This is a genomic window from Streptomyces atroolivaceus, assembly GCF_000717025.1.
GTDB lineage: Bacteria > Actinomycetota > Actinomycetes > Streptomycetales > Streptomycetaceae > Streptomyces > Streptomyces atroolivaceus.
This window is the reverse complement of record NZ_JNXG01000009.1, coordinates 50248-73661: the sequence shown is the minus strand read 5'-3', so window position 1 is coordinate 73661 and position 23414 is coordinate 50248. Positions and strand designations below refer to the sequence as shown.

The following is a 23414-nucleotide window of genomic DNA, read 5'->3' as shown; positions in this document are numbered from 1 at the left end:
GCTCGTGAGTGAGGGTCTTGCGGGCGAAGTAGGCGCCACGCATCGTGACCGTCACCTCACGGGTTCAGCACTGCGACAGGCGGCGGGCTCCCGGAGCCTGGCCCTGCCGGTCAGGGCGAGCATCGGCATCCAGGCCAGGCCAGCAGGTCGAACCGTCACCACCCGGATCAGGTGTCCTCTTCAGGCGGGCAGCGCACGTCGTCGCCTCTCAGCCCGTCGCGTGCCATGCCGTTCTGCCGGGGGTGGTCACCGGCTCCGGGCAGAGAGAGGGCGGTCCGGAATTCATGCCGCGCCTCTGCGCGACGGCCGGCCGCCGCGTACGTGTTACCGAGACGGATGCGGACCTCCATCTCCAGCCATGTGCTCGCGCTCTGTGTGAGGGTGGACAGGGCTTCGTGGTGGATGTCGACGGCAGAGTGCAGACTGCCCTGGACATGTTCCGCAGTGGCGAGACGGGACAGGCTCGCCGCGTGCAGTGGCAGGTCTTCGGCCTCGCGGGCCAGTTCGACCGCCCGCCGCAGCAGGTCAGTGGCCTCCGTGTGCCGGCCCAGAGCCAGGTGGGCATCGGCGGCGAAGCACAGGGCGTTGCTGATCGTTCTGGGTCGGCCGTTCCTTTGCGCGATGGCGACGGCGACGGTGTAGTGCTCGAGCGCCTGCTCGTGCCGCCCTTGCTGGGATCGGATCGCGCCGAGATTGCAGAGCGCGATCCCGGTCAGCCAGCCGTCGCCGAGCCGGGTCGCCAGCTCCACCGCCTCACTCAGGTGAGCAACCGCGTCCTCGATGCCGCCCAGCATCCACTCCGCGGCCCCCATCCCGGCGACGGTCCGAGCCTGGTTCCGCAGGTCGTCGTGGCCGCAGCCGTGGCGCCGCGCCTCGGTGAACCAGGTGTGCGCCTGCCGGAACCGCCCCTGGTAGATGTCGACCATTCCCATGCAGTTGCGCAGCGAGGAGTGCATCCGCCGGTCGGCCGCCATGTCCGCGCACGGCAGCGCAAGCTCCAGGGCTGCGCGGCACTCGTGGAACCGGCCCTCGTGGACCAGGTGGTCGACCAGGGCTTCGGCGATCCGGCAGGCGTCGTCGAACTGCCCGGCGGCGGCCGCGTAGGCCACCACGTCGACCAGTTCTCCGCCCGCCGCCTTCAGCCATGCCGAGGCTTCCCGCCAAGTCGGGAACGGGGAACCACCCGTGCCGTCGGAGCCGGTTGAGAAACCTTCGGGGCCCCAGTCGCTGGCGATGCGGCCTGCGGCCGTATAGAGGTGCAGGACAGCGGCGCGGTCTGCGGCAGCCTCCTCGGGCGCTTCGGTGGCCAGGCGCCGCGCGTGTGCCCGTACGAGATCGTGCAGCCTGTAGCGGCCGGGATGCGGCTGCTGCAGCAAGCTCGCGTCGACCAGGTCTTCCAGGATGTTCTCGGCGTCCTCACGGGAGTTGCTCAGCATGGCGGCGAGGGTGAGCACGTCGAAGCGGGCGGTCGGAGCCAGGCCCAGTGCGCGGAATCCGCGCCGCTGTTCGGGCGTGAGCTGGTCGTACGACATCTTGAAGGCGGCTTCCACGCTGCGGTCCTCGGCACGCAGCTCGCCGAGGCTGCGTGCATCGTCGGACATCCGGCCGGCCAGGAAGGCCAGAGTCCAGGACGGGCGGTTCTGAAGCCGAGCGCTCGCGATGCGCAGCGCCAGGGGTAGGCCGCCGCAACGCCGGGCGAGCTCGAGTGCTGCCTGGGGTTCGTGGTCCGCGCGGGACTCCCCGATGAGCTCTTGGAGCAGGCCGACGGCCTCGCCCGTGCCGAGTGGCTCGACGGTGAGCCGCAGATCGGCGTCGAGGCCGGGCAGGTGTTGCCGGCCTGCCACCAGAACCCGGCTCCCCGGCCCGGCGGGGAGGAGCGGACGCACCTGCTCGGCACTGCGGGCATCGTCGACGACCAGCAGCAGCCGTAGTGCACTCGTGGCCGCACGCCAGGCCGTGACCAGGTCCACCACGTCATCCAGGTCGTCCGGGATCTCGTCACCGCTGGCGCGGACCGCGCGCAGCAGCCGCCGCAGGGCCCGTTGCGGGCCGACGCTCTCGTGGGCGGCGCCGTGCGTGTGCAGGTCCACGAACAGGCAGCCGTCGGGGTAGGCGTCGTCGAGCGCCCAGGCGGCGCGTACCACCAGGGCGGTCTTGCCGACGCCCGCCGTGCCATCGACCGTCACCACGGACACACCCTCTGCGGACACCGGCGCGGTGAGCAGGGCGAGTTCCCGCTCGCGGCCGACCAGACAGGCGGTGTCACCGGGAAGGTCGTTCCGACGGGGGCGGGGGCCGCTCGGGTGATCGGATGCGTCGGGGAGGCGTTGCTCGGACGGGGGTTCCTCGGACTGCGTGTCATCGGGAGTCGGGGTGCCGGACGCGGGCGACCCCGCCGAACGGGTGGGCAGCAGCTGGTGGTCCCGGCGCAGGACGGCCTGGTGCACGCCGCGCAGTTCCTCTCCGGGCTCCATACCCAGCTCGTCGAGGAGCCGGCGCCGCATCTCCTGGTAGACGGCCAGTGCCTCGGCCTGCCGGCCGATGCCGTACAGCGCGCGCATCCGCAGGGCGGCGAGCGGCTCGTCGTGCGGACGGGCCAGGGGCGCTGCCATGAGCGCGTCCAGGGCCTCCGGGTAGCGCCCGAGCAGCACCAGACACTCCGCCCGGTCCTGATGCAACGTGCGTCGCTGCCGTGCCAGCCGCTGCCGCTCCGTGTCGGCGAGCGGCCCGGGCAGACCCGGCAGCGGCTCGCTGCGGAGCAGGTCCAGGGCCCGGCCGCCGTGGTCGAGCGCCGCGTCGAAGTCCCCGTCAGCTTTGGCGCCTTGGGTACGGGCGACCAGTTCGACGAGATCTTCGAGGTCGGTCCGGGCCCCGCCGGGCACGAAGCGGTAGCCGCCGCGCCCACCGTGAATCACCGAGTGGACCGGCTCGGCGCTCGCCCCGTTCAGCGTCTTGCGAAGCGCATAGACATAGCTCGACAGGACCCGGTGGCCCGTCCCCGGGGGCTCGGTCCCCCACACGTCGTCGAGGAGTTGCCGGTATGTCACGAAGGCCGGTGCCCGCAGAATCAGGGCGGCGAGAACCGCCTGCCGTCGTACCGGTCCGAGTGCGAGCGGCGAATCGCCGCGTCGGGCCCTGACCGGCCCGAGCAGCTCGATCCGCAGGTGCCCCCCCGAATCGACCGGGCTCGCGCCCGAATCCACTGCGTCCACGCCCACTTCGAAGTCCCCACGTCCCCGTGCGCCCCGTGCCGGGGCAGCTCTCAAGTCCCTGCATCAGCAGGATTTCACCGGCATTTCAGCGCGTCGCGAAAGAGTTTGCCAGGTTGCTTCGGTGCCGGCGCCCGGACGGGGTGAGCTGCCCCATGAGTCACCGAACGGTCGGGCATCGGCGGAAGGGTCAGCCAACAGACCCTCTCGTGAGCGAGGTCGCGGACGGCAAGCGCCCGGCCTGGACGACATCAAGAGAGAAAGAACACCATGTCGCATATCAATCGCACCCCCGGCACACAGCCCACCCGCCGCGGCGGGCGATGGGAACGCTACCGGGTCGCCCACCCGTTCTCCGCCCAGGACCAGGCGGGCCTGTGGGGCTTGATCCTGGGCGTCGTAGCACTGGCCGTCCTGCTCGGCTGGGCACTCGACATGAAGGGCGGTGTGGTCATCGTCGCGGCGGTCCCCTTCATCATCACCTGGTTCGAAAAGCGACGCACCGCGTTCCAGTTCGACGCAGCCGGCGCCCGGTTCGGCCACGTCCTGCTGCCGTGGACGGACGTCACCCAGTTCGTCGTGGCCACTCCGCCGAACGACCGGCACGCGCTGATCGGCGCACGCCTGCGTCCCGGCGCGACCTTGCCGGCAGGTGCCGTCGGCCCGTCGCAGAACCCGGCCATGCCCGCACCGATCCATGTCGCCGTTCCGCGTACCAAGTTCGATCTGGCGAAGATGGTCCGCAAGGCGCGTAAGTACGCCCCGCCGCACATCGAGATCGTGGTCGCCGATCCGTCCGGCGAACGCGCCGCAGGCTAGGGGCCGCCCCGTGCCCGCCAATCACATGCCACTGCGACATGAGGAGAGAGAGATCGTGACGTTCCGAGTGCGGCGGGGCGAAGACTGATGCCTCGCTCGCCACAGCCCTGGGACCTGCCACCCCCGGAGCAGCGACCGGTGCCGGGCAACCCGTACGCCACGGAGGGCTACGGCCCTCCGGTGCCGCCGGGCCGCCGCAGGCGCTTCGGCACGATGCCGGTGATCGCCGCGGCCGTCGTTCTTCTGCTCCTGGTGGCAGGTGGAGCGGTGTACGCCGTCTCCAGCGGCCGGTGGGGCGGCTCCACCGCGCCCGAGGCGGAGAAGGCAGCCCGTCCCTCCGGGACGCCGACCGCTCCCCGTACCCCCGCCGTCCGTACACCCGAACCGAAGCGGATCCCGACGTCGAAGGAGATCAACGCCGCGCGCGAGCCGGGGGATGCCACAGCGTGGATCGTCGACGACCGGACCGATCTGCCCGGTCGGAACATCCATCTCAACGATCTGTGGATCGTCGGCGACACCGTCGTCCAGGCCGTGTACAGGAAGGTCACCGCCCATCGGCTCTCGGACGGTGCCGAGCTGTGGAGCGTGCCGTTGCCCGCTCCCGTCTGCGAGACACCGGTCAACCCGACCCCTGACGGCAAGGTCGTCCTGGTGTACAAGAACAGCCAGGCCCGGAACGGGAACCGGTGCAACCAGCTCCAGATGATCGACCTGCGGACCGGGAAGGCCGGGTGGCACAAGGAGCTCACCGAGACCGGCTCCGGGGACGACACGATCATCGTGCACACCGCCATCAGCGGGGGCACCCTCGCGGTCGTGCAGGACATGAGTGCCGCCGCGTACGGGGTCGGCGACGGCGCCAAGCTCTACGACATCCCGATGGAAAACCCTGGGAAGTGTTACCCCGACGACGTGGCGGGCGGCTCCCGGCTCCTGGTGAGCTCCGACTGCGCGATCAGTTTCGACCGCAGCAAGACCTACAGCCAACTCCGCGAAATCGACCCGCGCACCGGCAAGGTTCTCTGGCGCTTCCGGACCCAGCCGGGCTGGAAGGTCGGCAAGGTGCTCTCCGTCGCCCCTGTCGTCTTCACGACGCTCCACGCCGAGGAACGCACCGACAACTGGCGGATCGTCGCCCTGGGACCCGGCGGAAAGGTCCGCACCACCATCGACGCGAGGCAGAAGGGCTTCAAGTACTGCGCCGACATGGGGGACGCGGGCGAGGGCATCCAGAACTGCGACGGCACCGCCGTCGGCAAGGACACCGTCCATCTGGGGGGCACCGACCAGGTCGGCGCGTACGACCTCACCACCGGGAAGTTCGTCTGGGGCGTGAAGTCCGATGACAGCACCCTCCACCCCCTGTACGCGGAGGGCGGCACGTACGCGCTCGTATACGAGGCGGCCTCGCTGCGCCGGCCGGGCGGGATCATCCGGTTCGGCCCAGGTGGCGTGAACACGGACAAACAGGTGCTCCAGCATCCCGAGTCGGCCCGGGCCTCGGAGTACGGGATGCTCGCCGGGAACCTGGCCTACGCGAACGGCCGGATCGTCATCACCCCGTCGTTCGTGAACGGCGACGACGCGCGGCCCGCAGCCCGCATGCTGTCCTTCGCCCCCTAGGTCCCGTGAGCGGGCCGTACGGGCGCTGATGTCCCCCGCCTCCATCGTGGCCCTGCCCCTGGCCGTCGCTCGCGACGCCGGCGGCAACGTCGCCGACCCGCCGCGACTTGCGGTGCGCCGGATCACCGACCTTCATCCATTCGAAGGTCAGGCGGCTATCGGGGGCAAGCCGTCCGTTCGACCCGCTGCAAGGAGGAAAACAGGTCGAGCGACCTACCCGAGCCACATGACCGCAGGTCAGGTCCCCTTCGCCATCGGCTCCAGGATCGCCACGCACTCAACGTGATGGGTCATCGAAAAGATGTCGACCTGAGCACGTCATGGAATAGACCAGGTCAGAGCCCGTTTCTCAGCTCGCCGTCCTGCGTGTGGGTGCCTGGAGGGTCAAACGAGCGTCACCGCCACCCGGTGAACAGGCTGCCAGAGCCAGCTCACGCAGCGGGTCCGCCCCCGCCGGCTCCGGACGTCAGCTCACACATCAAGCCCCGCGCCATCTCCCCGAGCGACATAATGGAGTCATGCCCTCCAGCCCTCAGCACCCCACACGCCCACCGAGGGGCCTCTTGGGCACGGACGCCAAGGACCTCGCGCTGTACCGGGAGAAGTTCCGGCGGCGCCTGCCGGAGTCGCTGGACGAGTTGCACGGTCCGGCCCAGGGGGTCGTGGAGCTGCCGCTGCACATGGCCTGGTCCGGAGTGACCTCGTACGACATGAGCAAGCCACGCCAGCGCATGGGCCTCTACCGCACCGTCCTGCACGAGGGCCTGTACGACGACCTGCCCCGCTACCTCAACCGGGACCTGCTCATCCAGCTGTGGCCGGTGCGGCGCACTCTCGTCGGCCGTACGGTGCGCGCTGTATGGGAAGACGCCTTCCCCCAGCTCGCCTCCCTCCCCCAGGCAGCCGCGTGAAGGACATGCCGGAGCTGCACACGCGGCTCCTGGCGGATGTGATCGCGCTCGGGTCCCGTACCCCCTGGTCCTCACGGGTGGGTATGCGGTACGGGCGCATCGCCTCATAAAACCGTCCCAGCCAGGACCTTGATGTCGCCACCGAGAACCCTGCGCCGATAACCGACATCACCGCCACGCTCCGCGCCGGCCTGGAAGCCCGCGGCTGGAAGGTGCACGCGTTGGAGACCTCCCCGCTGTCCGCCCGCTTCACCGTGACCGATCCGGTCCCCGGTCAGGAGTGTGAGGTCGACATCCTCAAGGAGATCTTCTGGCGGCCGGTCGCTCAGAGTGGCCCGGTGGCTTCACGGCCGGGGTGACCGGACGGCCAGGACGCCGAGGTCTGGTTGGCCGGCGTCGTCGTAGGCGTACCGCTCCGTCCAGCCCTCCGCAGCGCTTCCCGTACAGCAACAACACCCCGCTCGACCACCCGCTGCACGTCTGCGCCGACGCCTCTGGTGACTACGCTGCGCTCCAACGTCATTACTTGTCACAGAACTTGGCCCACAAGGATCGGTCTGACAGGATTTCGCTATGGCAAGAGCGGGTGGGGACCTGAGAGCCTGGCTGACCAGGCTCGATGACGTACGACTTCGTGAACTGATTCTATTACCAGGGCCGTTGCCCTTCTGGGCGACGATCCCGCTCCGTGGCCCGCAACCGCGCGTTGGCCGTCGCGAGTTGCTTGCGGCCCGAGTATGGCTGAACAAGGCTCGTACGCGCGACTTGAAGCAGATCGCCGATGCAGCCGCCGACTTTGCCGACGACCTCTGGTCCCATCAGGCCGAGGGACGCCCCGTCGGCCCTGCCGAGACGGACATCAATGCCTTGGAGGCGATGGCCGAGGCCCTGCCTTCGGTACTGGCCCGGCTGACCCTGCACTCCATGCGGCTGGAGGACGGCGCCCCACGGCAGGCCCTGGCCGAGCAACACTGGGACCGGCTGCTCGACGCAGCGGACCGGGCGGTCCCCGGCTTGGGGGCGGAGGCTGAGAACCACCATCATGACCACGTCTCCGGTACGGACATCACCGAGCAAGACGGCGAATTGGACGCTGCACCGCGGCAGCGGGCTGGGGCCGCGGGAGGCGTTGTGAAGAACGAGAAGGCCGAGGAGACGGAGTCTAGGGTGCGTACTCTGGCCAACACGGCAGTGGGCGTGACCAGAGATGTGCCCGACCCCGCCGATGCCGCCGCGGCCGTGGATGCGCTGCGGGCCCGGGCTGCGGAGTTCGGCGATGCGCTGCGTCTGGCCGCGGAACGGGTGGCCGGAGGGTTCTCGCTGCCCGACGCGTTGGTGGAAGAGGCCGACGCCTGGGCGCGGGAGCGCGGGACCGTGGCCGGCTTGTTCCGGGGCACGGGGCACGACTGGGCCGCCAAGGACGGTTTCGATGCACTTCAGGCGATCGTGGACGCCCTCCAGGAGGAACGGGAGCGGCGAGTCGCCCGCAGCGAAAGACTTTCCATGCTTGACCAGCAACGGCAGGCCCTGCTGCCGGTGCTGGACCTGGCCGAGCAGAGCAACGGTGGCGCCTACCTGGACTCCCTGCGTGCGACGCTGCGGACACTCGAGGCGGAGATCGCCGAGCTGACCATGGGCGCCCGCCCCGGTCCCGACGAGCAGGCGCTTCCGGCACCTCGCAACGCGGGCGGCAGCGGCCATCCCGAAGCGATGGCGGATGAGTTCACTGCAGCCCAGGACGAGGTGGGCTCGGAGACCGCGGATGCCGGGGAACCGGGGCCACCCACGGACACCGCGCAGAACGCGGAACCTCACCAGCACGCCCAGACCGCCGAGCCTGCTGACGCGACCTTCGTCGTTGGACCCGCGGACCACCCGCCGGCCGTGGAGACCACAGAGACGAAAGAGCACGCAGAACCGGAGCACGCCTCAGTCCTGACAAGCACTGCTGAACCCGAAGCCCTCGCTGCGGAACCTGCCCCATCGCACACCACGAATACCCCCAAACCCGCACAGCACGAGGAGCCCGTGCTGCCCTGGCACGACCCTGTGCCCGATACCGGGATTGGCGCCGACGCCACCACCTCCCCCGTCGAGCAATTGGTGAGCGCCGACCGTTTCCAGGAGGCTTACTGGTTGACCGTGGCGTCTGCCGAGCCCAGGCACCGGGCAGAGTGCCTGGCGTTCGCGGACGCCGCCTTCTCCTGCGACACGCCTGAGGACGCCACACCGGTGATGACGCGGTTCGTCCCGAACCTGGAGAGCGTGCAAGGCGACCGCCCAGCGCTGGTCTTGGCGGCCGTAGCCTCCGTCCGTGCGGGGCTTATCGTGGGCTGGCCCAACGACCTGCTGCTACAGACGGACCCTTGCTCCTTACTCTCCGGCGCGTGGGGCCGGCTGCTGCAGTCCGCCATTGACGTATTGCGACACTACCAGCGGGTGGACCCCGCCACGCTGTACCCCGGCATGGAGACGGGCCCGACCCTGACACGTTCCGGGTTGGCTGAGGAGGCTGAGCGGCTCCAGGTCGACCTCCCGAAGCTCAAGATCGGCTATGCGCGCGCAACCCAGGTGCAGAACCTGCTGATGCGCGCGGAGCAGCCGCTGGGACGCGCACTGGAAGCGGTCCGGGAGTGGGCTTCCGGCAACGCGGACGCGTCCGTGTTGGACGATGCGTGGGAGACCTTCCGTAAACGGGACTCCTCCGAACGCATCATCGAGGAGGCCGACGCGGCGATCCGTACGCCCAAGCAGGCCAAGGAGCCCATCGAGGCCAAGGCCAAGCGCTCCCTGCTCAGCCGGATCGAGCAGGTTGTCACGCTCCTTTCCCAGGCCCGTGCGCTTGCCGCGCCCGGCATAGAGGAGCGCAGCGGCACCGTCACCGCTCTGCGCCACGCGCTCGCAAAGGTGCAAGAGCTGCCGCCGCTGCCGGGCCTCGAGGGAGCAGCGCTGTTGTGTCTGCGGCGCTGGCTGACCGAAGACGGCCGCTCGCCAGTGTCCCGAGGAGTGCCGGACGTCGCCGACGGCGAGGCACAGACGGTGCCGGACGGCGGTTTCGTACCCGCCGCAGAGGCCCTGCTGGCCGCCGCAGACCTGCCCCGTACAGCCGCGGGCGCGCCCGATCCGCAGGCTGTGGGCTTCACCCGGGTGGTGTTGTCGCTGCTGAAGCCGGTGGACGTGGCCGCCGTGGCGGCCGCCTACGCCGAGCGAGGGGACCTGCATCTGGCGGACGCCTTGGTCGAGGCACTGGAACAGGGACTCGTGCCTGCGGCAGCTGCCGGCCCCGAAGCGCTGCCGTCCGACTGGCGGATCCGCCGTGACGCGCAGTGGGCCCGCTGGACGAACGTACGGGCCGAAGCCCACCGCGTCGCCGCCGGACTGCTCGCGGAATTGCGCGCCCAGAGCCTTGACCTTGTCACCGAGCGGGAACTAGTGGGGCGGCTGGAACGGTTGGAGCGGCCATCGCCGGACGGCGCATACCGGTCCACGGTGGAGGCCATCCGTCGGCTGGAGGAGGAACTGCGGGACCAAGTCCAGGCATATGTAGGTCGGCTGCGCGAGCAACTCGAGGCGCTGACGCTTACCGCGGCGGACCGCAAGCGGCTGTCCGCGCTGTTGGAGGCAGGCGACACAGTCACGGCGGAGGAGTGCCTGGCGCTGCTGCGCAAGGGTGGCTCCCTGCCGCAGTGGAGCGGCACGGGCCGCAGTGAGGACGTGGAGCGGTTCGTGGCGGGTCTGGAGTCCATTACGCCGGTCAAGGCGGGCCAGCAGGGCTTTTCGGCGGCGCCATGGGCCGAGCATTACGCCGACGGCCAGCCGTTGACCGAGGCCGCGCTGGCCGGACTCGAGTCCTGGGACGCGCTCAGCAAGCCGTCCACCCGCGGCAGCGAGTGGCAGAAGCACGTGCCGACGGTGCTGCGTCTGCTCGGCCTTGAGGGTAGGCCGCCGGCCCGCGACGACAGTCGCCAGCTCCGCGGCACCCTCCGGTTGACCGCAAAGCTCCGGGCAAGTGGGAGCGCTCCGGGGTACGTTGCCGAACTCGGCTCCGCAGCTACCACATACACGATCCTGTTGGTTTCGGATGAGCAGCGCGGGCGCAGTCCCCTGGAACTGCTCGATCACAGTGACTCGGGGGCCTGCATCATCCTCTACCTGTACCCGTTGGGCATGGCCGGCCGCCGAGCGATGGCGCTGTGGACACGGACCTCTGCTCAGCAGGCTCTGGTAGTGGACCCGGCCGTCTTCGGATGGGTCACGGCACGCTCGCCCCGCTCGTTCCGGGCCCTACAGCGCGTGACACTGCCGTGGACCGGCTTCAATCCGTACACGCCTTTCGTGGCGGGGCTCGTGCCGCCAGAGGTGTTCTACGGCCGGGTCCGGGAGATCTCTGCGGTAAAGGATCCGTTGGGTGCTCTTTTCCTCTACGGCGGACGTCAGTTGGGCAAGTCTGCGCTGCTGCGGAAGGTGGAGGCCGACTTTTCATCGACCCCCGACCATAAGGCCATCTACCTGGACCTGAAGGCGCGCGGGGTGGGCGAGGCGGAACCCGCCGACCGGATCTGGTCGGTGCTGGCCACGGAGCTCAAGCGGGTCGGGGTGCTGGGGCCGAAAGTGTCCACGGCGGCCTCCCCCGATGTACTGCTGGAGCAGGTGCGCCGTTGGCTGGAGGATAACCGTGAGCGGCGGGTACTGGTCCTCGCCGACGAGGCGGATGCCTTCCTGACCGCTGACTCCAAGTCGGTGCGTGGCAGCGGCGGCGAGGGCACCTTCGCCAACGTGGCCCGGCTCAAGGGACTGATGGACAGCACCGACCGGCGCTTCAAGGTGGTCTTCGCCGGTCTGCACCAGGTGCAGCGGTTCAGCCGGCTGTCCAACGTGCCCTTGGCACACGGCGGTGAGGAGCTGATAGGCCCGCTCAAGCCGGTCGAGGCGCAGCGCCTGGTGGTCGAGCCGATGGCGGCCTTCGGTTACCGCTTCGAACGTCCGGAACTGGTCTGGCGGGTGCTGGCCGCCACCAACTACCAGGCGTGCCTGGTACAGATCTTCTGCGAGCGCCTCGTCACCACGCTGCGGGAGAAACCTCTCAGCTCGGCACAGTGGCCGGTAACGGTCACCGAGGACGACGTGCGGGCGGTGACGGGCTCGCCGGAGGTGCACAGGAACATTGCCGAGCGAATGCGGCTGACCATCAACCTCGAGGATCGGTACCGGGTGCTCGCCCTGGTGATCGCGCTGCGCAGCCAGGCCGACGGCTTCCAGCGCGGCTACGACGCCGACGAACTGCTCAACGAGGCTAAGCGAAACTGGCCGGAGGGCTTCGGCCGACTGACCGCCAGCGACGTGAAAATCTACCTGGAGGAGATGGCGGGGCTCGGCTTGCTGATCCAACAGGCCGACCGTCGACACTATGCGGTGCGCAGCCCGAACGTGGTTCACATGCTCGGCACCCGCGAGGACCTCGAACTGGAACTGCGGCAGACCGAGTTCAGCCTGCCTTACGACTACAACCCGCGGTTCTCGCGTCGGCTGCTCGGGTCGGGCCAACAGTCCGGTGCACATCGGTACAGCCCGCTCACCGAGCAGCAGTTGTACGACGCGACAAGTCCCGGCCTGACTCTGGTCTTCCTGACGAAGGCCCACAGCCCGGAGCTCATGGAGCCGGCGATCCGTTCCTACGCCAGTGCGCGGGGCCTGACCGTGCACACCACCACCCCGGACACCCTGGTGGACGTTCTCACACAGGACACACGCAGCAAGGACCCCAGCGTTGTCTTCGCCGATCTGCGCTACTGCGGCGTGGAGACGCTCGGTCAGACCCTGGACCGACTGCACCGACACACGCTGCGCGGCAAGGCGAAGCCACCGCGCACGGGGCTCATTCTGGTCGACCCGCGGGCGCAGGAAGTACTCAAGGACCAGCGGGTCACCCAGGTGCTGCGATCCGAGCGGTGGAACGCCGACAGTCTGCGCGCCTGGCCCGAATGTCCGTTCGATACGCCGGACAAGCGGCGTCGGCTGATGGAAGCTACCGGCGGCTGGCCGAGCCTTGTGGAGCGCACCGTGGACTACGCCACCCGAGGTGGGTTCACCCTGGAGGGAGCCCTGGAGGCGATCCAAGCCCAGTACGCCCAGGAGAAAGTCGCCCGCACCCACCTCGACCGGGTCGAACTCACCCCGTCCACGCAGAACCTGCTGACCGTCTGGGTGCAGTACGTCGAGCCCGGTGAGGGGTGTGATCACGGCGACATCGCCGCCGTGATCGGCCTCGATCTGGCCGAGACGCGCGCATTCACCGACCGACTCGCCGACCACGGCGTACTGGATGACAGCGAGGACGGATACGCGCTGGACCTCGTCACCTTTCGGGCGCTCACCACAGTGGGAAAGGAATCGTGATCGGCACGGCCGCGGCCGACGGGATTTCTCTGCCAGGGATCAGGGTCTGGCTTGGCCGTCTGCTGGCCGATCTGAACAGCGGTCGCAGTTGCCTGTGGCTGCTGCCCAGAAAGATGTTGGACGACACCGACAACCAGGTCGACCGGCTGCTCGACGACGTGCTGCACGAACTCGCCGACTTCGTGCTGCTGCCCTCTGACGAAACCCCCGGCTCGGCCTCCGTCCGCTCCACAGTGTCGGGCCGCCCTCGGACCGCCCGTCAGTGGTCCGGCCTGGCCCCTGTGCCCGACTTCGACGATGGGTTGCCGGACCTGCTCACGGCCAGGATTCCCGTGCCCACCGAGCCGGGCCCGCCAGTACCCCCCACCCCGGCAGAGGCACTGGCGGGCCTGCTGGAGCGGCTCGCCAAGGAACTGAACTTCACCGGTGACAGGGACGCAGCCAGCCCGGACCCGACCGACGACGTACTGGCCCGGCTCACCGGTGGCGGCACTGGCACCGTCGAGACCCGTCCGGTTGTCGTACGGGCATGGCGCGAGCCGGTGCCGTCCGCCGCCACCCACCTGCTGCGTCGACTAGTGGCCACGACCAAGGAGGCGGGTCTCCCCCCGGACCAGCGCCCCAGAGCCCTCGTCATGGCCTCCACTGAGACCTTGCCTACGGGTCTGCCTGATCAGCTTGCCCGGGAGGACATCGCAGTGCACTGGTGGTGGGGAGCCACAGGTCGCCTGGACACCGCCACTGTCGTCGCACTGGCGCGCCCGCTCCTGGCTTCCACCATGGAGCGGCGGCATCTGCACGAAGCGGTCACACAGGCCACGATCACCGAAGTGTGCGGGCCCTATCTCGACATCGCCGGTGCCCTGGCCAGTTGCTGGCATGACGGTCGTCCGGAGACATTGATGTCAGCGCTCCACGAGGTGCTCGCGTATCTGCCTGGACCGGCGGCCATCCCGTCGCAGCGCGTCGAGGGCACCCGTCATCCCGGCCGCCACCCCGACGAAAAGCTGCTCGTGGCCTGGAACGCAGGCACTATCGACAGCTGGGACGGCAGGCTCAGGCACCGCCCTGGCAGTGACCTCACACACGAGCAGGCGGTGTCGGCCCGGGTGTGGCTGGCGCAGAATCATGTGTTGCTGCCTCTGCTGGACGATGCCCGGGACCAGTTCACCGCCACCGTCCGGCTCCGTGCACGCGTCCCGCTGGCCCGGCTCGCGCAGGACTACGGCCCGCGGCGCGAACCCGGCACGCCCGCCGAACCCGCCGGCTCCACCGTCGACATGATGGAACTCGGCGCGATGTGGAGCGCTCACTGCGACGGCGCCATCAGGCTCACCCCCGCCGAGCGCCGCCGGCTGCGTACCATACGCGACGCCCGCAACCGCCTCGCCCACCGTGCCCCCCTCGACAGCCCCCGGCTTCACTCTCTCATCGAGGAACTGTGTTACTGACCAAAGGGCACCGGTTGCGACACCACCGCATTCGTTTCGCAGCCAGAACGCCGTCGACTGCGAGTCGGCGACCGTCGCGGCGTCTGCACTATCGACAAGGGAGAGCTGTTGATGTCGGGGCGTACGGCGCCTGACTACTGCAGCAGAAGGGCCCGACTCCGTGGAGTCGGCCCTTCCGGCCTGCCCGCTCGCTTGCAGCAGCGGCAGCGGCAGCGGCAGCGGCAGCGGCAGCGGTCGGACGTTGAAGCAGTCGGTTCTGCCACGCGATCATCCCCCCAATCACTCTGTCGGTGATGGTCGGGATGATAGGACTTCGAGACCTCGGCGCCACACACTTCAGCCAGGTACGCAACAATAACGCCATATACCGGGCCCTTCACCGACAGCTACAAAGACCATCTCGTCGATGCCGCGCAGATGCCGCTGCCGCTTCTTGGCCAGCGTCGGCTCGAACATGCCGGCCTGGTCCCGGGGAAACGGTGACCTCCACCTGCCCGGCCTCGGTGTCCACCGTCTTGGCCGGTTACCGTTGGGGGAGTCCCCCGGCCGCCCTCGGCCTGCTAGCCGTGTTCATGGCCCAAGCGATCCAGCGCACAGCGCCGATCCGGCCTGATGCGAGCAAGCCGGACTACGCGTGAGGGCCGGGTGCGCGCGTGCCCACCCCATCCGTCGTCGTACGTCAGGAGACGGGGAACCAGGCCGACAGGCGCTTGGCGATGACCGGTACATCCATGTTGTCCTGCGCGACTTCCTCGACGAACGGGCCGGCAGTGGAGGCAGGTGGCGGGACGGTACCGGCGCTGACACCGTTGAGCCGCAGGAAGACGCGCATGGCGAGCCAGGCGGTGCGCTTGTTGCCGTCGATCAGGGCGTGATTTCGGGCAACGGAGTGCAGCAGTGCCGCCGCCTTCTCGTGCAGCGTGGGATACAGCTCGGCTCCGAACACGTTGGTCCGGGGCCGTTCGATCGCTGACACCAAAAGTCCCATGTCACGCACGCTGTGGTCGGTACCGTTGACCGTGCGAGCGATGGCAAGGATCTCGTCGAGCTGGATGTAGCGCACTTCGGTCACTTCAGGTAGTCCAGGATCTCCGCATCGCTGTCCATGAGCTCGGCCAGGACATCGTCGACCTTCAGCTCGGCCCGGTCCTGGGCGTCGCGGATGGCCTCGACAGCGAGTTCCTGCTTGCTTCGGCCCTCTCGACGAGCACGCTCAGTGAGCTTCGCATCAAGATCGTCGGGGAGTCGGAGTGTCATCGCCATACAGCCATGATACCTGACTGGTATCTGGGTGGCGAGGTGATACCAGCCACTCAAGACCTCGGATCACGGCGCCACGTTCTGCCGCTTGGACTGGCGCACGCTGGGCTCCAGGGAGCCGGGGACCGGGATGGCAGCTCGCGCCGCTTCCATGAGGAGTTCCTCGCCCTCCATGCCGACAGTCCGGTCCGCACGGCCCCAGCCGGGGAGGTCCGGGAGGTCAGGACCCTCACTTCGAGCGTCATCCGAGCATCAAGAATTTCCGAACGAGGCCCTGAAGGCGTCGCCGATACCAGCGCCTCCCCCATGAATTCGCAGGTCAGGCCCCCTTCAAGGGGCGATCCGTCCACTCGACCCGCTGCACGGAGGAAAACAGGTCGAGCGACCCACGCGAACCACGAACCCGCAGGTCAGGCGCCCTTGCCAGCAGGCTCCAAAATGGCCACGCACTCAACGTGCGCAGTCATCGGGAACAGGTCGAACGCCCGCAGCGTCCGCACCTTGTACCCCCCGTCCCGGAAGTACGCCAGGTCCCGCGCCAGCGCCGCCGGGTCGCAGGCCACGTACGCGATGCGGCGCGCGCCCAGGGCGGCCAGCTGCTTGACCGTCGCCTTGCCCGCGCCCGCGCGCGGCGGGTCCAGGACGATCAGGTCGCATTCCGTGATGCCCGTGCGGGGCAGCACCTGGTCGACCTTGCCGTGTTCGATGCGGACCCGGTCCAGGTCCTTGAGGTTGTGCCGGGCGTCCTCGACCGCGCGCTTGCCGGACTCGATGCCCAGCACCGCGCCCTTCTCGCCGATGCGCTGGCCGATGGCGCCGGCGAAGAGGCCGACGCCGCAGTAGAGGTCCAGCGCCATGTCGTTCTTGCGGGGCAGCAGGCCCTGCATCACCGCGCGGACCAGCGTGTCGGCCGCCTGCGGGTGCACCTGCCAGAAGCCGCCCGAGCCGACGCGGTACGTACGGTCGTCGGCGCGCTCGCGGACGAAGGCGCGGCCGTGGACGCGGTGGACGCCGCCGTCCTTCTCCTCGACGCGGAGCACGGAGACCGGCTTGTCCAGCTCGACGAGCGGGAGCCGGCCGCCCTCACGCGGGGTCAGGATGACCTGGCGGTCGTGGGAGCCGGTGGCGGAGATGGCCTCGACCGTGGCCATCTGCGGCCAGTCCTGCTTCTCGATGCCGAGCTCGGACACGCCGGGTGCGGCGATCATGCAGTGGTCGATCGGCTGGACCTCGTGGGAGCGGTGCTTGCGCAGTCCGACCAGGCCGTCCGCGTCGATCGCGTACTGGACGCGCGTGCGCCAGGCCGGGACCTGACCCGGAGGGAGCTTGTCGCCCTCGGCCGGCATGACCGTGCCGTCCCAGCCGGCCTCCTCGGGCGTGAGGCCCGCGAGGCGCTGGAGCTGCTCGGTGATCACTTCGCCCTTGAGGCGGCGCTGGGCGCCGGGCTTGGCGTGCTGCCAGTCGCAGCCGCCGCACTTGCCGGGGCCGGCGTACGGGCAGGGGGCCTCGACCCGGTCCTTGGAGGCCTCGACGACCGTGACCGCGTCGGCGCGCAGGAAACGGGAGTCGCTCTCGCCCTCCGTCACCCTGGCGATGACCTTCTCGCCGGGGAGGGTGTGGCGTACGAAGAGCACCTGGCCCTCGTCGGTACGTGCGATGCAGTGGCCGCCGTGGGCGACGGGGCCGACCTCGACCTCGTACTCGCGACCGATCAGGGACTCCCCGGCCTGCGACGACGTGGATTCGTTCTGCATGAGGGGGTGGCTCCAGAGGTCGGGAAGAGTGGAACGAGGAGAGGAGGCCCGGAGACGAAAACGGAAAACGGCCGGACAACAGCCCACCAGTCTACGTGGGCGGAAGCCGGCCGCTTACCACAGGCCGAGTCCGGGCGTCAGCCCTTGTGGCTGGGTTCCTTGTGCTGGCGCCGTTCGACGGGACCTCGGCGTACCGATCCGGGCGCGTTCCAGTCGGCACGCCTCTTGGCCCGCGCCTTGGCGGCCTCGGAGGACTCCAGCTGGTAGGGCACCGAGGTCACCATCACGCCCGGGGTGAAGAGGAGCCGGCCCTTGAGCCGCAGCGCGCTCTGGTTGTGCAGCAGGTGCTCGTACCAGTGACCGACCACGTACTCGGGGATGTAGACGCTGATCACGTCGCGCGGCCGGTCCTTGCGCAGCCCCTTGACGTACTCGATGACCGGCCGGGTCACCTCGCGGTAGGGCGAGTCGAGGATCTTCAGCGGGATGTCGATGCCCCGCCGCTCCCAGTCCTCCTTGAGTGCCTTGGTCTCCGCCGGGTCGACGCTGATGGACAGCGCCTCCAGCTGGTCCGAGCGCACCAGCTTGGCGTACGCGAGCGCCCGCAGCGTGGGGCGGTGGATCCGGGAGACCAGGACGATCGAGTGGACCCGCGAGGGCCGTCCGGTGTCGTCGGACGGGGTGTCGGACGCGGCGATCTCCTCGGCGACCCGGTCGTAGTGCTTCCGGATCGCGGTCATCGTGCCGAAGAAGATCACCATGCCGAGCAGCGCGACCCAGGCGCCGTGGGTGAACTTGGTGGCCAGGACGACGACCAGGACCAGGCCCGTGAAGAACGCGCCGAAGGTGTTGATCGCCCGGGAGCGCACCATGTGACGGCGCTTCGCCGGGTCCTTCTCGGTACGCAGATGCCTGTTCCAGTGCCGCACCATGCCGGTCTGGCTGAGCGTGAAGGAGACGAAGACACCGACGATGTAGAGCTGGATGAGCCGGGTCGAGTCGGCCCCGTAGATCCAGACGAGCAGGATCGCGGCCCCGGCGAGCAGCACGATGCCGTTGGAGAAGGCCAGCCGGTCGCCACGGGTGTGCAGCTGGCGGGGCAGGTAGCGGTCCTGGGCGAGGATCGAGCCGAGCAGCGGGAAACCGTTGTACGCGGTGTTCGCGGCGAGGAAGAGCACGAGAGCGGTCGCCGCCGCGAGGAAGATGAAGAGGACCGTGCCGTCACCGAAGACGGCCGCGGCGACCTGGGAGATCACCGGGTCCTGGGTGAAGCTCTCGCCGACCGCGGCACCGTTGTGGATGAGGTCCTTCGCCGGGTTCTCGGCCATCTTCACGTCGGTGGCCATGGCGAGGCCGATGATGCCGCAGAACATGGTGACGGCCAGCAGGCCCATCGCCGCGAGGGTGGTCGCCGCGTTCCTGCTCTTCGGTTTGCGGAAGGCCGGAACACCGTTGCTGATGGCCTCGACGCCGGTCAGGGCCGCGCAGCCCGAGGAGAAGGCGCGAAGCAGCAGGAAGACGAGTGCGAAGCCGGCCAGCCCCTGGTGCTCGGGCTTGATCTCGTAGTCCGAGGTCGGCGCGTGCATGGTGTCGCCGAGGACCAGGCCTCGGAACGCACCCCAGATGATCATCGCGAAGACGCCCGCCACGAACAGGTAGGTCGGGATGGCGAAGAGCTTGCCGGACTCCTTGACGCCACGCAGGTTCATCAGCGTCAGCAGCACGATCGCCCCTATGGCGCAGAACGTCTTGTGCTCGATGACGAAGGGGATGGCGGAGCCGAGGTTCTCCACGCCCGAGGAGATCGACACGGCGACCGTGAGGACGTAGTCGACGAGGAGGGCGCTGGCGACGGTCAGACCGGCCTTGCGGCCGAGGTTGGTGTTGGCGACCTCGTAGTCGCCACCCCCGCTCGGGTACGCGCGGACGTTCTGCCGGTACGAGGCGACGACGGTGAACATCAGGACCACGACCGCCAGCGCGATCCACGGACTGAAGTGGTACGCCGACACGCCCGCGATGGACAGCACGAGGAGGACTTCTCCGGGTGCGTACGCAACGGAGGACAGCGGGTCGGATGCGAAGACGGGGAGCGCGATGCGCTTGGGGAGGAGCGTTTCCCCCAGCTTGTCGCTGCGCAGCGCCCGGCCGATCAGGATCCGTTTGGGCACGTCGGTCAGTTTGGACACGGTGAGGATCGTAAGCGCTGCCGGGACACGCCGCCGAAGCACCACCCCCTCGGCGCCCGGAAAACCTTCATAATTACCCGCCCTCACCGGAAAAGTCCATGGAATCCTTAACGAAATCCTTGCGGTGCGACGGCCCGGGGTCCTCTGCCGCTTCCTCGCCGGCCCCTTCGGGACGCCTCCGGCCGTCCGGTGGCGGGTCGCCGTCCGCCTGCGGGCCGCTCCCTCTTTTGCTCATCGGCCGGTGGGGTACGCACACTCGGATGAGGCGGTGCGGGCGCCGCCGCATAAGCTCATCCACGGGCAACGCCGAAGGTGGTTGCCCCGTTGTTCGCGCCGCAAGCTGAGAGAGAAGTGTGAGCAGGGTGTTTTCGCAGGTCATCCGGACGACCAGGACGGCGGGGTAGGCGCGAGGTGCACATCGTCATCATGGGCTGCGGGCGCGTCGGAGCCGCTCTCGCACAGACCCTGGAGCAGCAGGGGCACACGGTCGCCGTGATCGATCAGGACCCCACGGCGTTCCGACGCCTCGGTTCCGGATTCGGCGGCAGGCGGGTCAGCGGGGTGGGCTTCGACCAGGACACCCTGCGCGAGGCGGGGATCGAGGAGGCCGGCGCCTTCGCCGCCGTCAGCAGCGGCGACAACTCCAACATCATCGCCGCCCGGGTCGCTCGCGAGATGTTCGGCATCGAGAACGTCGCGGCGCGCATCTACGACCCGCGGCGTGCCGAGGTCTACCAGCGTCTGGGCATCCCCACGGTCGCCACGGTCCGCTGGACGGCGGACCAGATGCTCCGGCGGCTGCTGCCGTCGGGCGCGGAGCCGCTGTGGCGCGACCCGAGCGGCGGTGTGCAGCTCGCCGAGGTCCACACCACGCCGTCCTGGATCGGGCACAAGATCAGCACACTGCAGGAGCAGACGGGCGTCCGCGTCGCCTTCCTCACCCGGTTGGGTGAGGCCATACTGCCCACGTCGCAGACGGTTCTACAGGAGGGCGACCTGGTCCACGTGATGATGCGTACGGACGAGATCGCGAAGGTCGAGGAGGCCTTTGCCGAAGGTCCCGAGGAGGGCGGTCACTGATGCGCGTCGCGATTGCCGGGGCCGGCGCGGTGGGCCGTTCCATCGCGGCCGAGCTCCTGGAGAACGGGCACGAGGTGCTGCTGATCGACAAGGCGCCCACCGCCATCTCGGTGGAGCGGGTCCCGATGGCCGAGTGGCTGCTCGCGGACGCCTGCGAGATCACGTCACTCGACGAGGCGGCGCTCCAGCGGTGCAACGTCGTGATCGCCGCGACGGGTGACGACAAGGTCAATCTGGTCGTCTCGCTGCTCGCGAAGACCGAGTACGGCGTGCCCAGGGTCGTCGCCCGGGTGAACAACCCGAAGAACGAGTGGCTGTTCAACGAGTCCTGGGGGGTCGACGTCGCGGTCTCCACGCCGCGTCTGATGTCCGCCCTGGTCGAGGAGGCGGTGAGCGTCGGCGATCTGGTCCGGCTGCTGCGCTTCAGCCACGGCGACGCCAACCTGGTCGAGCTGACGCTGCCCCCGGAGTCGGCGCTGGCCGGCATCCGGGTGAGCGATGTGGCGTGGCCCGAGGACACCTCGCTCGTCACGATCATCCGGGGCACGCGTGTGCTGACGCCGAGCCCCGAGGAGACCCTGGAGGCCGGTGACGAGCTGCTGTTCGTGGCCGCCCAGGCGCGCGAGGAGCAGTTGGAGGACCTGCTGTCGGTCCGCCGGGAGACCGCCGAGGACTGAACAGGCGTACGTACGCGAGGGCCCCGGACCGGTGACCGGTCCGGGGCCCTCGCGTACGCCTACCCGTGCCCTCAGAGGTCGTGGTTGCGGGCTTCCGCGGCCCTGGCTCCCTGCTCCGCCTTGCGGGCCTTCTCAGCCTGCTCCTCCGCCTCCATCTCGGCGAAGACGTCGATGGGCGGCGGCGCCTTGGCGAGGAAGACCCACGTCAGATACACCGCGAGCAGGAACGGCGGGATCTTGAGGGAGACCAGCACCCAGCCGAGCTGTGTGGTGTCGGCCCACCAGTACAGCGGGAAGAGGATCGCGCACTTGGCGAGCAGGATCAGCCCCCAGGCGTAACTGGCCTTGGCGTACGCCTTCTTCCGGCCGGGGTTCCTGGTCCGCCAGGAGAGGTTCTCCTTGAAGACCGGGCCGAGGATCAGCCCGATCAACGGCACACCCGCGAGCGTCGTGACGAGGTACGCGAGGGCGAGCCCGAGGGTGTAGATCATGCCCGGGAGGTAGAAGTCCTTGGCCTCGCCCGTCATCTTCGCGAAGACCACACCGAAGGCCACGCCGAAGACGCCGCTGAATGCGTGCTTGACGGTGTCCTTGCGGACGAGCCGTACGACGACGAGGGCCACGGACACGGCCAGTGCGGCGATGGCCGAGGCCGTCAGGTCCTGGTTGATGGTGAAGATCGTGACGAAGAGAAGCCCGGGCAGGACTGTCTCCACCATGCCGCGCACGCCGCCGAAGGCCTCGAAGAGCGCGGCTTCCGTGACCGCCTTCGCGTCGGCGTCCTGCTGGTCGGTGCGGTGGGGCTGGTCCGTGTCGGACGTCGGCTTGTCGAGAGACGTCACCGGCTACTCCTTGCCGAGCGGTCGGAGTTCGTATTTGGGGTTGAACAGCACCCGGCGCCCGTGGCTCATGGCCACGCGGCCCGACGCGATGAGCTTGCGGCCCGGCTCGATGCCGACGATGGAACGCCGGCCCAGCCAGACCACGTCGAGCGGCGCGGTGCCGTCGAAGAGTTCCGCCTCCAGGGCGGGCACTCCGGCCCGCGGACGCAGGGTGACGGTCCGCAAGGTACCAGTGACCTTGACGATCTGTCGGTCCGAGCACTCGGAGATGCGCGTGCATCCCGAAGCGTGCGTGTCCTCCTGCAGCTCCTCGGACTCGAGGTCCTCCTGGGAGCTGGACAGCCGGTCGAGCATGCGGCGGAAGCGGCCGGACGGCCTTTCCGCCCTGCCTGACTTCTCGGTTCGGGGAACAGCGCTCATACCCGAAGGGTACCGGTCTCCTGTGGTAGGGGCTGGCCCGCACGGACCTCACCCGAACGAGTGAGGCCGGTCACTCGGGGACGGGTCGTCCCCGCTCGAAGCGATAGCCCATGCCCGGCTCGGTCACGAAGTGCCTGGGGTGCGACGGGTCCGTCTCCAGCTTGCGGCGCAGCTGCGCCATGTAGACCCGCAGATAGTTGGTCTCGGTGCCGTACGAGGGCCCCCAGACCTCCTGGAGCAGCTGCTTCTGGCTGACGAGCCGCCCGGCGTTGCGGACGAGGACCTCGAGCAGGTGCCACTCGGTGGGAGTGAGCCGCACGTCGCGGCCCTCACGGTGCACCTTCTTCGCCGCCAGGTCGACGGTGAACCCCTCGGTCTCGACGATCACCAGGTCGTCCCCGCCGTCCTGACCGACCGGTTCCGCCCGCCGCACGGCGGCGCGCAGCCGGGCCAGCAGCTCGTCCATGCCGAACGGCTTGGTGACGTAGTCGTCGGCCCCGGCGTCCAGGGCCTCGACCTTCTCGTCGGAGGTGTGGCGGGCGGAGAGCACGAGGATCGGCACGCGTGTCCATCCGCGCAGGCCCCTGATCACCTCGACACCGTCCATGTCGGGGAGCCCGAGGTCGAGGACGACGACGTCGGGGTGACGCGCCGCCGCGAGCTGCAGGGCGGTCGCCCCGTCGGGCGCCGCGTCCACCTCGTACCTGCGCGCCTTCAGGTTGATCACGAGGGCGCGCACGATCTGCGGCTCGTCGTCGACCACGAGCACCCGGGTCATCG

General features: G+C 69.3%; 15 protein-coding genes and 3 pseudogenes. 9 read left to right on the top strand and 9 right to left on the bottom strand.

Annotation, left to right across the window (positions count from 1 at the left end; all coding sequences use genetic code 11):
- Positions 1–167 precede the first annotated feature (167 nt).
- Positions 168–3212 carry an AfsR/SARP family transcriptional regulator gene (locus OO67_RS18945; RefSeq protein ID WP_244300262.1) on the bottom strand — a complete coding sequence of 1015 codons (3045 nt, stop codon included), beginning with the start codon at positions 3210–3212 and terminating at the stop codon, positions 168–170.
- Positions 3213–3479: 267 nt separating this feature from the next.
- Between OO67_RS18945 and OO67_RS18940 the strand changes: the two genes are divergently transcribed.
- The 7 genes and pseudogenes from OO67_RS18940 to OO67_RS39910 form a co-directional block, all read left to right on the top strand.
- Entirely contained in the window at positions 3480–4028 is a 549-nt protein-coding gene (locus OO67_RS18940) for a hypothetical protein (protein ID WP_051709544.1), read from the top strand.
- Positions 4029–4115: 87 nt separating this feature from the next.
- Positions 4116–5654 carry an outer membrane protein assembly factor BamB family protein gene (locus tag OO67_RS18935; protein WP_033301901.1) on the top strand — a complete coding sequence of 513 codons (1539 nt, stop codon included), beginning with the start codon at positions 4116–4118 and terminating at the stop codon, positions 5652–5654.
- Positions 5655–6172: 518 nt separating this feature from the next.
- Positions 6173–6565 carry a hypothetical protein gene (locus tag OO67_RS18930; protein ID WP_033301900.1) on the top strand — a complete coding sequence of 131 codons (393 nt, stop codon included), beginning with the start codon at positions 6173–6175 and terminating at the stop codon, positions 6563–6565.
- A 5-nt stretch (positions 6566–6570) separates the two neighbouring features.
- Positions 6571–6906, top strand: a pseudogene (locus OO67_RS18925) (nucleotidyl transferase AbiEii/AbiGii toxin family protein); the annotation flags it as partial.
- Between the two features lie 424 nt (positions 6907–7330).
- Positions 7331–12961: a hypothetical protein gene (locus OO67_RS18920; RefSeq protein ID WP_033301899.1), complete on the top strand. Its 5631-nt coding sequence runs from the start codon at positions 7331–7333 to the stop codon at positions 12959–12961.
- On the top strand, positions 12958–14412 hold the full coding sequence (locus OO67_RS18915; protein WP_033301897.1) for a hypothetical protein: 1455 nt from the start codon (positions 12958–12960) through the stop codon (positions 14410–14412). The genes OO67_RS18920 and OO67_RS18915 overlap by 4 nt, the downstream gene beginning before the upstream one ends.
- 12 nt (positions 14413–14424) lie before the next feature.
- Positions 14425–14526 (top strand): annotated as a pseudogene (locus OO67_RS39910) (type II toxin-antitoxin system RelE family toxin); the annotation flags it as partial.
- A gap of 130 nt (positions 14527–14656) precedes the next feature.
- Here OO67_RS39910 and OO67_RS40855 read toward each other — a convergent pair.
- The 5 genes and pseudogenes from OO67_RS40855 to OO67_RS18895 all read right to left on the bottom strand — a co-directional run.
- Positions 14657–14955: pseudogene (locus tag OO67_RS40855) on the bottom strand (transposase); the annotation flags it as partial.
- A 136-nt stretch (positions 14956–15091) separates the two neighbouring features.
- Positions 15092–15484, bottom strand: coding sequence for a type II toxin-antitoxin system death-on-curing family toxin (locus tag OO67_RS18910; RefSeq protein ID WP_033301895.1), 393 nt, complete (start codon positions 15482–15484; stop codon positions 15092–15094).
- Positions 15481–15675: a ribbon-helix-helix protein, CopG family gene (locus tag OO67_RS18905; RefSeq protein WP_030703572.1), complete on the bottom strand. Its 195-nt coding sequence runs from the start codon at positions 15673–15675 to the stop codon at positions 15481–15483. Before OO67_RS18905 ends, OO67_RS18910 begins: the two co-directional genes overlap by 4 nt.
- A gap of 407 nt (positions 15676–16082) precedes the next feature.
- Complete coding sequence (locus OO67_RS18900) at positions 16083–17426, bottom strand: class I SAM-dependent RNA methyltransferase (RefSeq protein ID WP_033301889.1); 1344 nt, start codon at positions 17424–17426, stop codon at positions 16083–16085.
- 137 nt (positions 17427–17563) lie between these two features.
- Positions 17564–19615 (bottom strand): APC family permease, encoded by a 2052-nt coding sequence (locus OO67_RS18895; RefSeq protein WP_033302186.1) that lies wholly within the window; start codon positions 19613–19615, stop codon positions 17564–17566.
- Positions 19616–20026: 411 nt separating this feature from the next.
- Here OO67_RS18895 and OO67_RS18890 point away from each other — a divergent pair, with 411 nt between their 5' ends.
- Together OO67_RS18890 and OO67_RS18885 are read left to right on the top strand one after the other, a co-directional pair.
- Positions 20027–20695 carry a potassium channel family protein gene (locus OO67_RS18890; protein ID WP_033301886.1) on the top strand — a complete coding sequence of 223 codons (669 nt, stop codon included), beginning with the start codon at positions 20027–20029 and terminating at the stop codon, positions 20693–20695.
- Entirely contained in the window at positions 20695–21372 is a 678-nt protein-coding gene (locus OO67_RS18885; protein ID WP_033301884.1) for a potassium channel family protein, read from the top strand. Before OO67_RS18890 ends, OO67_RS18885 begins: the two co-directional genes overlap by 1 nt.
- Before the next feature lie 71 nt (positions 21373–21443).
- Here the strand turns inward: OO67_RS18885 and OO67_RS18880 are convergent, their stop codons facing one another.
- From OO67_RS18880 to OO67_RS18870, 3 genes are all read right to left on the bottom strand, one after another.
- Positions 21444–22214 carry a DUF3159 domain-containing protein gene (locus tag OO67_RS18880; protein ID WP_033301883.1) on the bottom strand — a complete coding sequence of 257 codons (771 nt, stop codon included), beginning with the start codon at positions 22212–22214 and terminating at the stop codon, positions 21444–21446.
- Between the two features lie 3 nt (positions 22215–22217).
- Positions 22218–22634, bottom strand: a complete 417-nt coding sequence (locus tag OO67_RS18875; protein WP_208861050.1) for an OB-fold nucleic acid binding domain-containing protein — start codon at positions 22632–22634, stop codon at positions 22218–22220.
- Between the two features lie 70 nt (positions 22635–22704).
- Entirely contained in the window at positions 22705–23412 is a 708-nt protein-coding gene (locus OO67_RS18870; protein WP_033301879.1) for a response regulator, read from the bottom strand.
- Positions 23413–23414 lie beyond the last annotated feature (2 nt).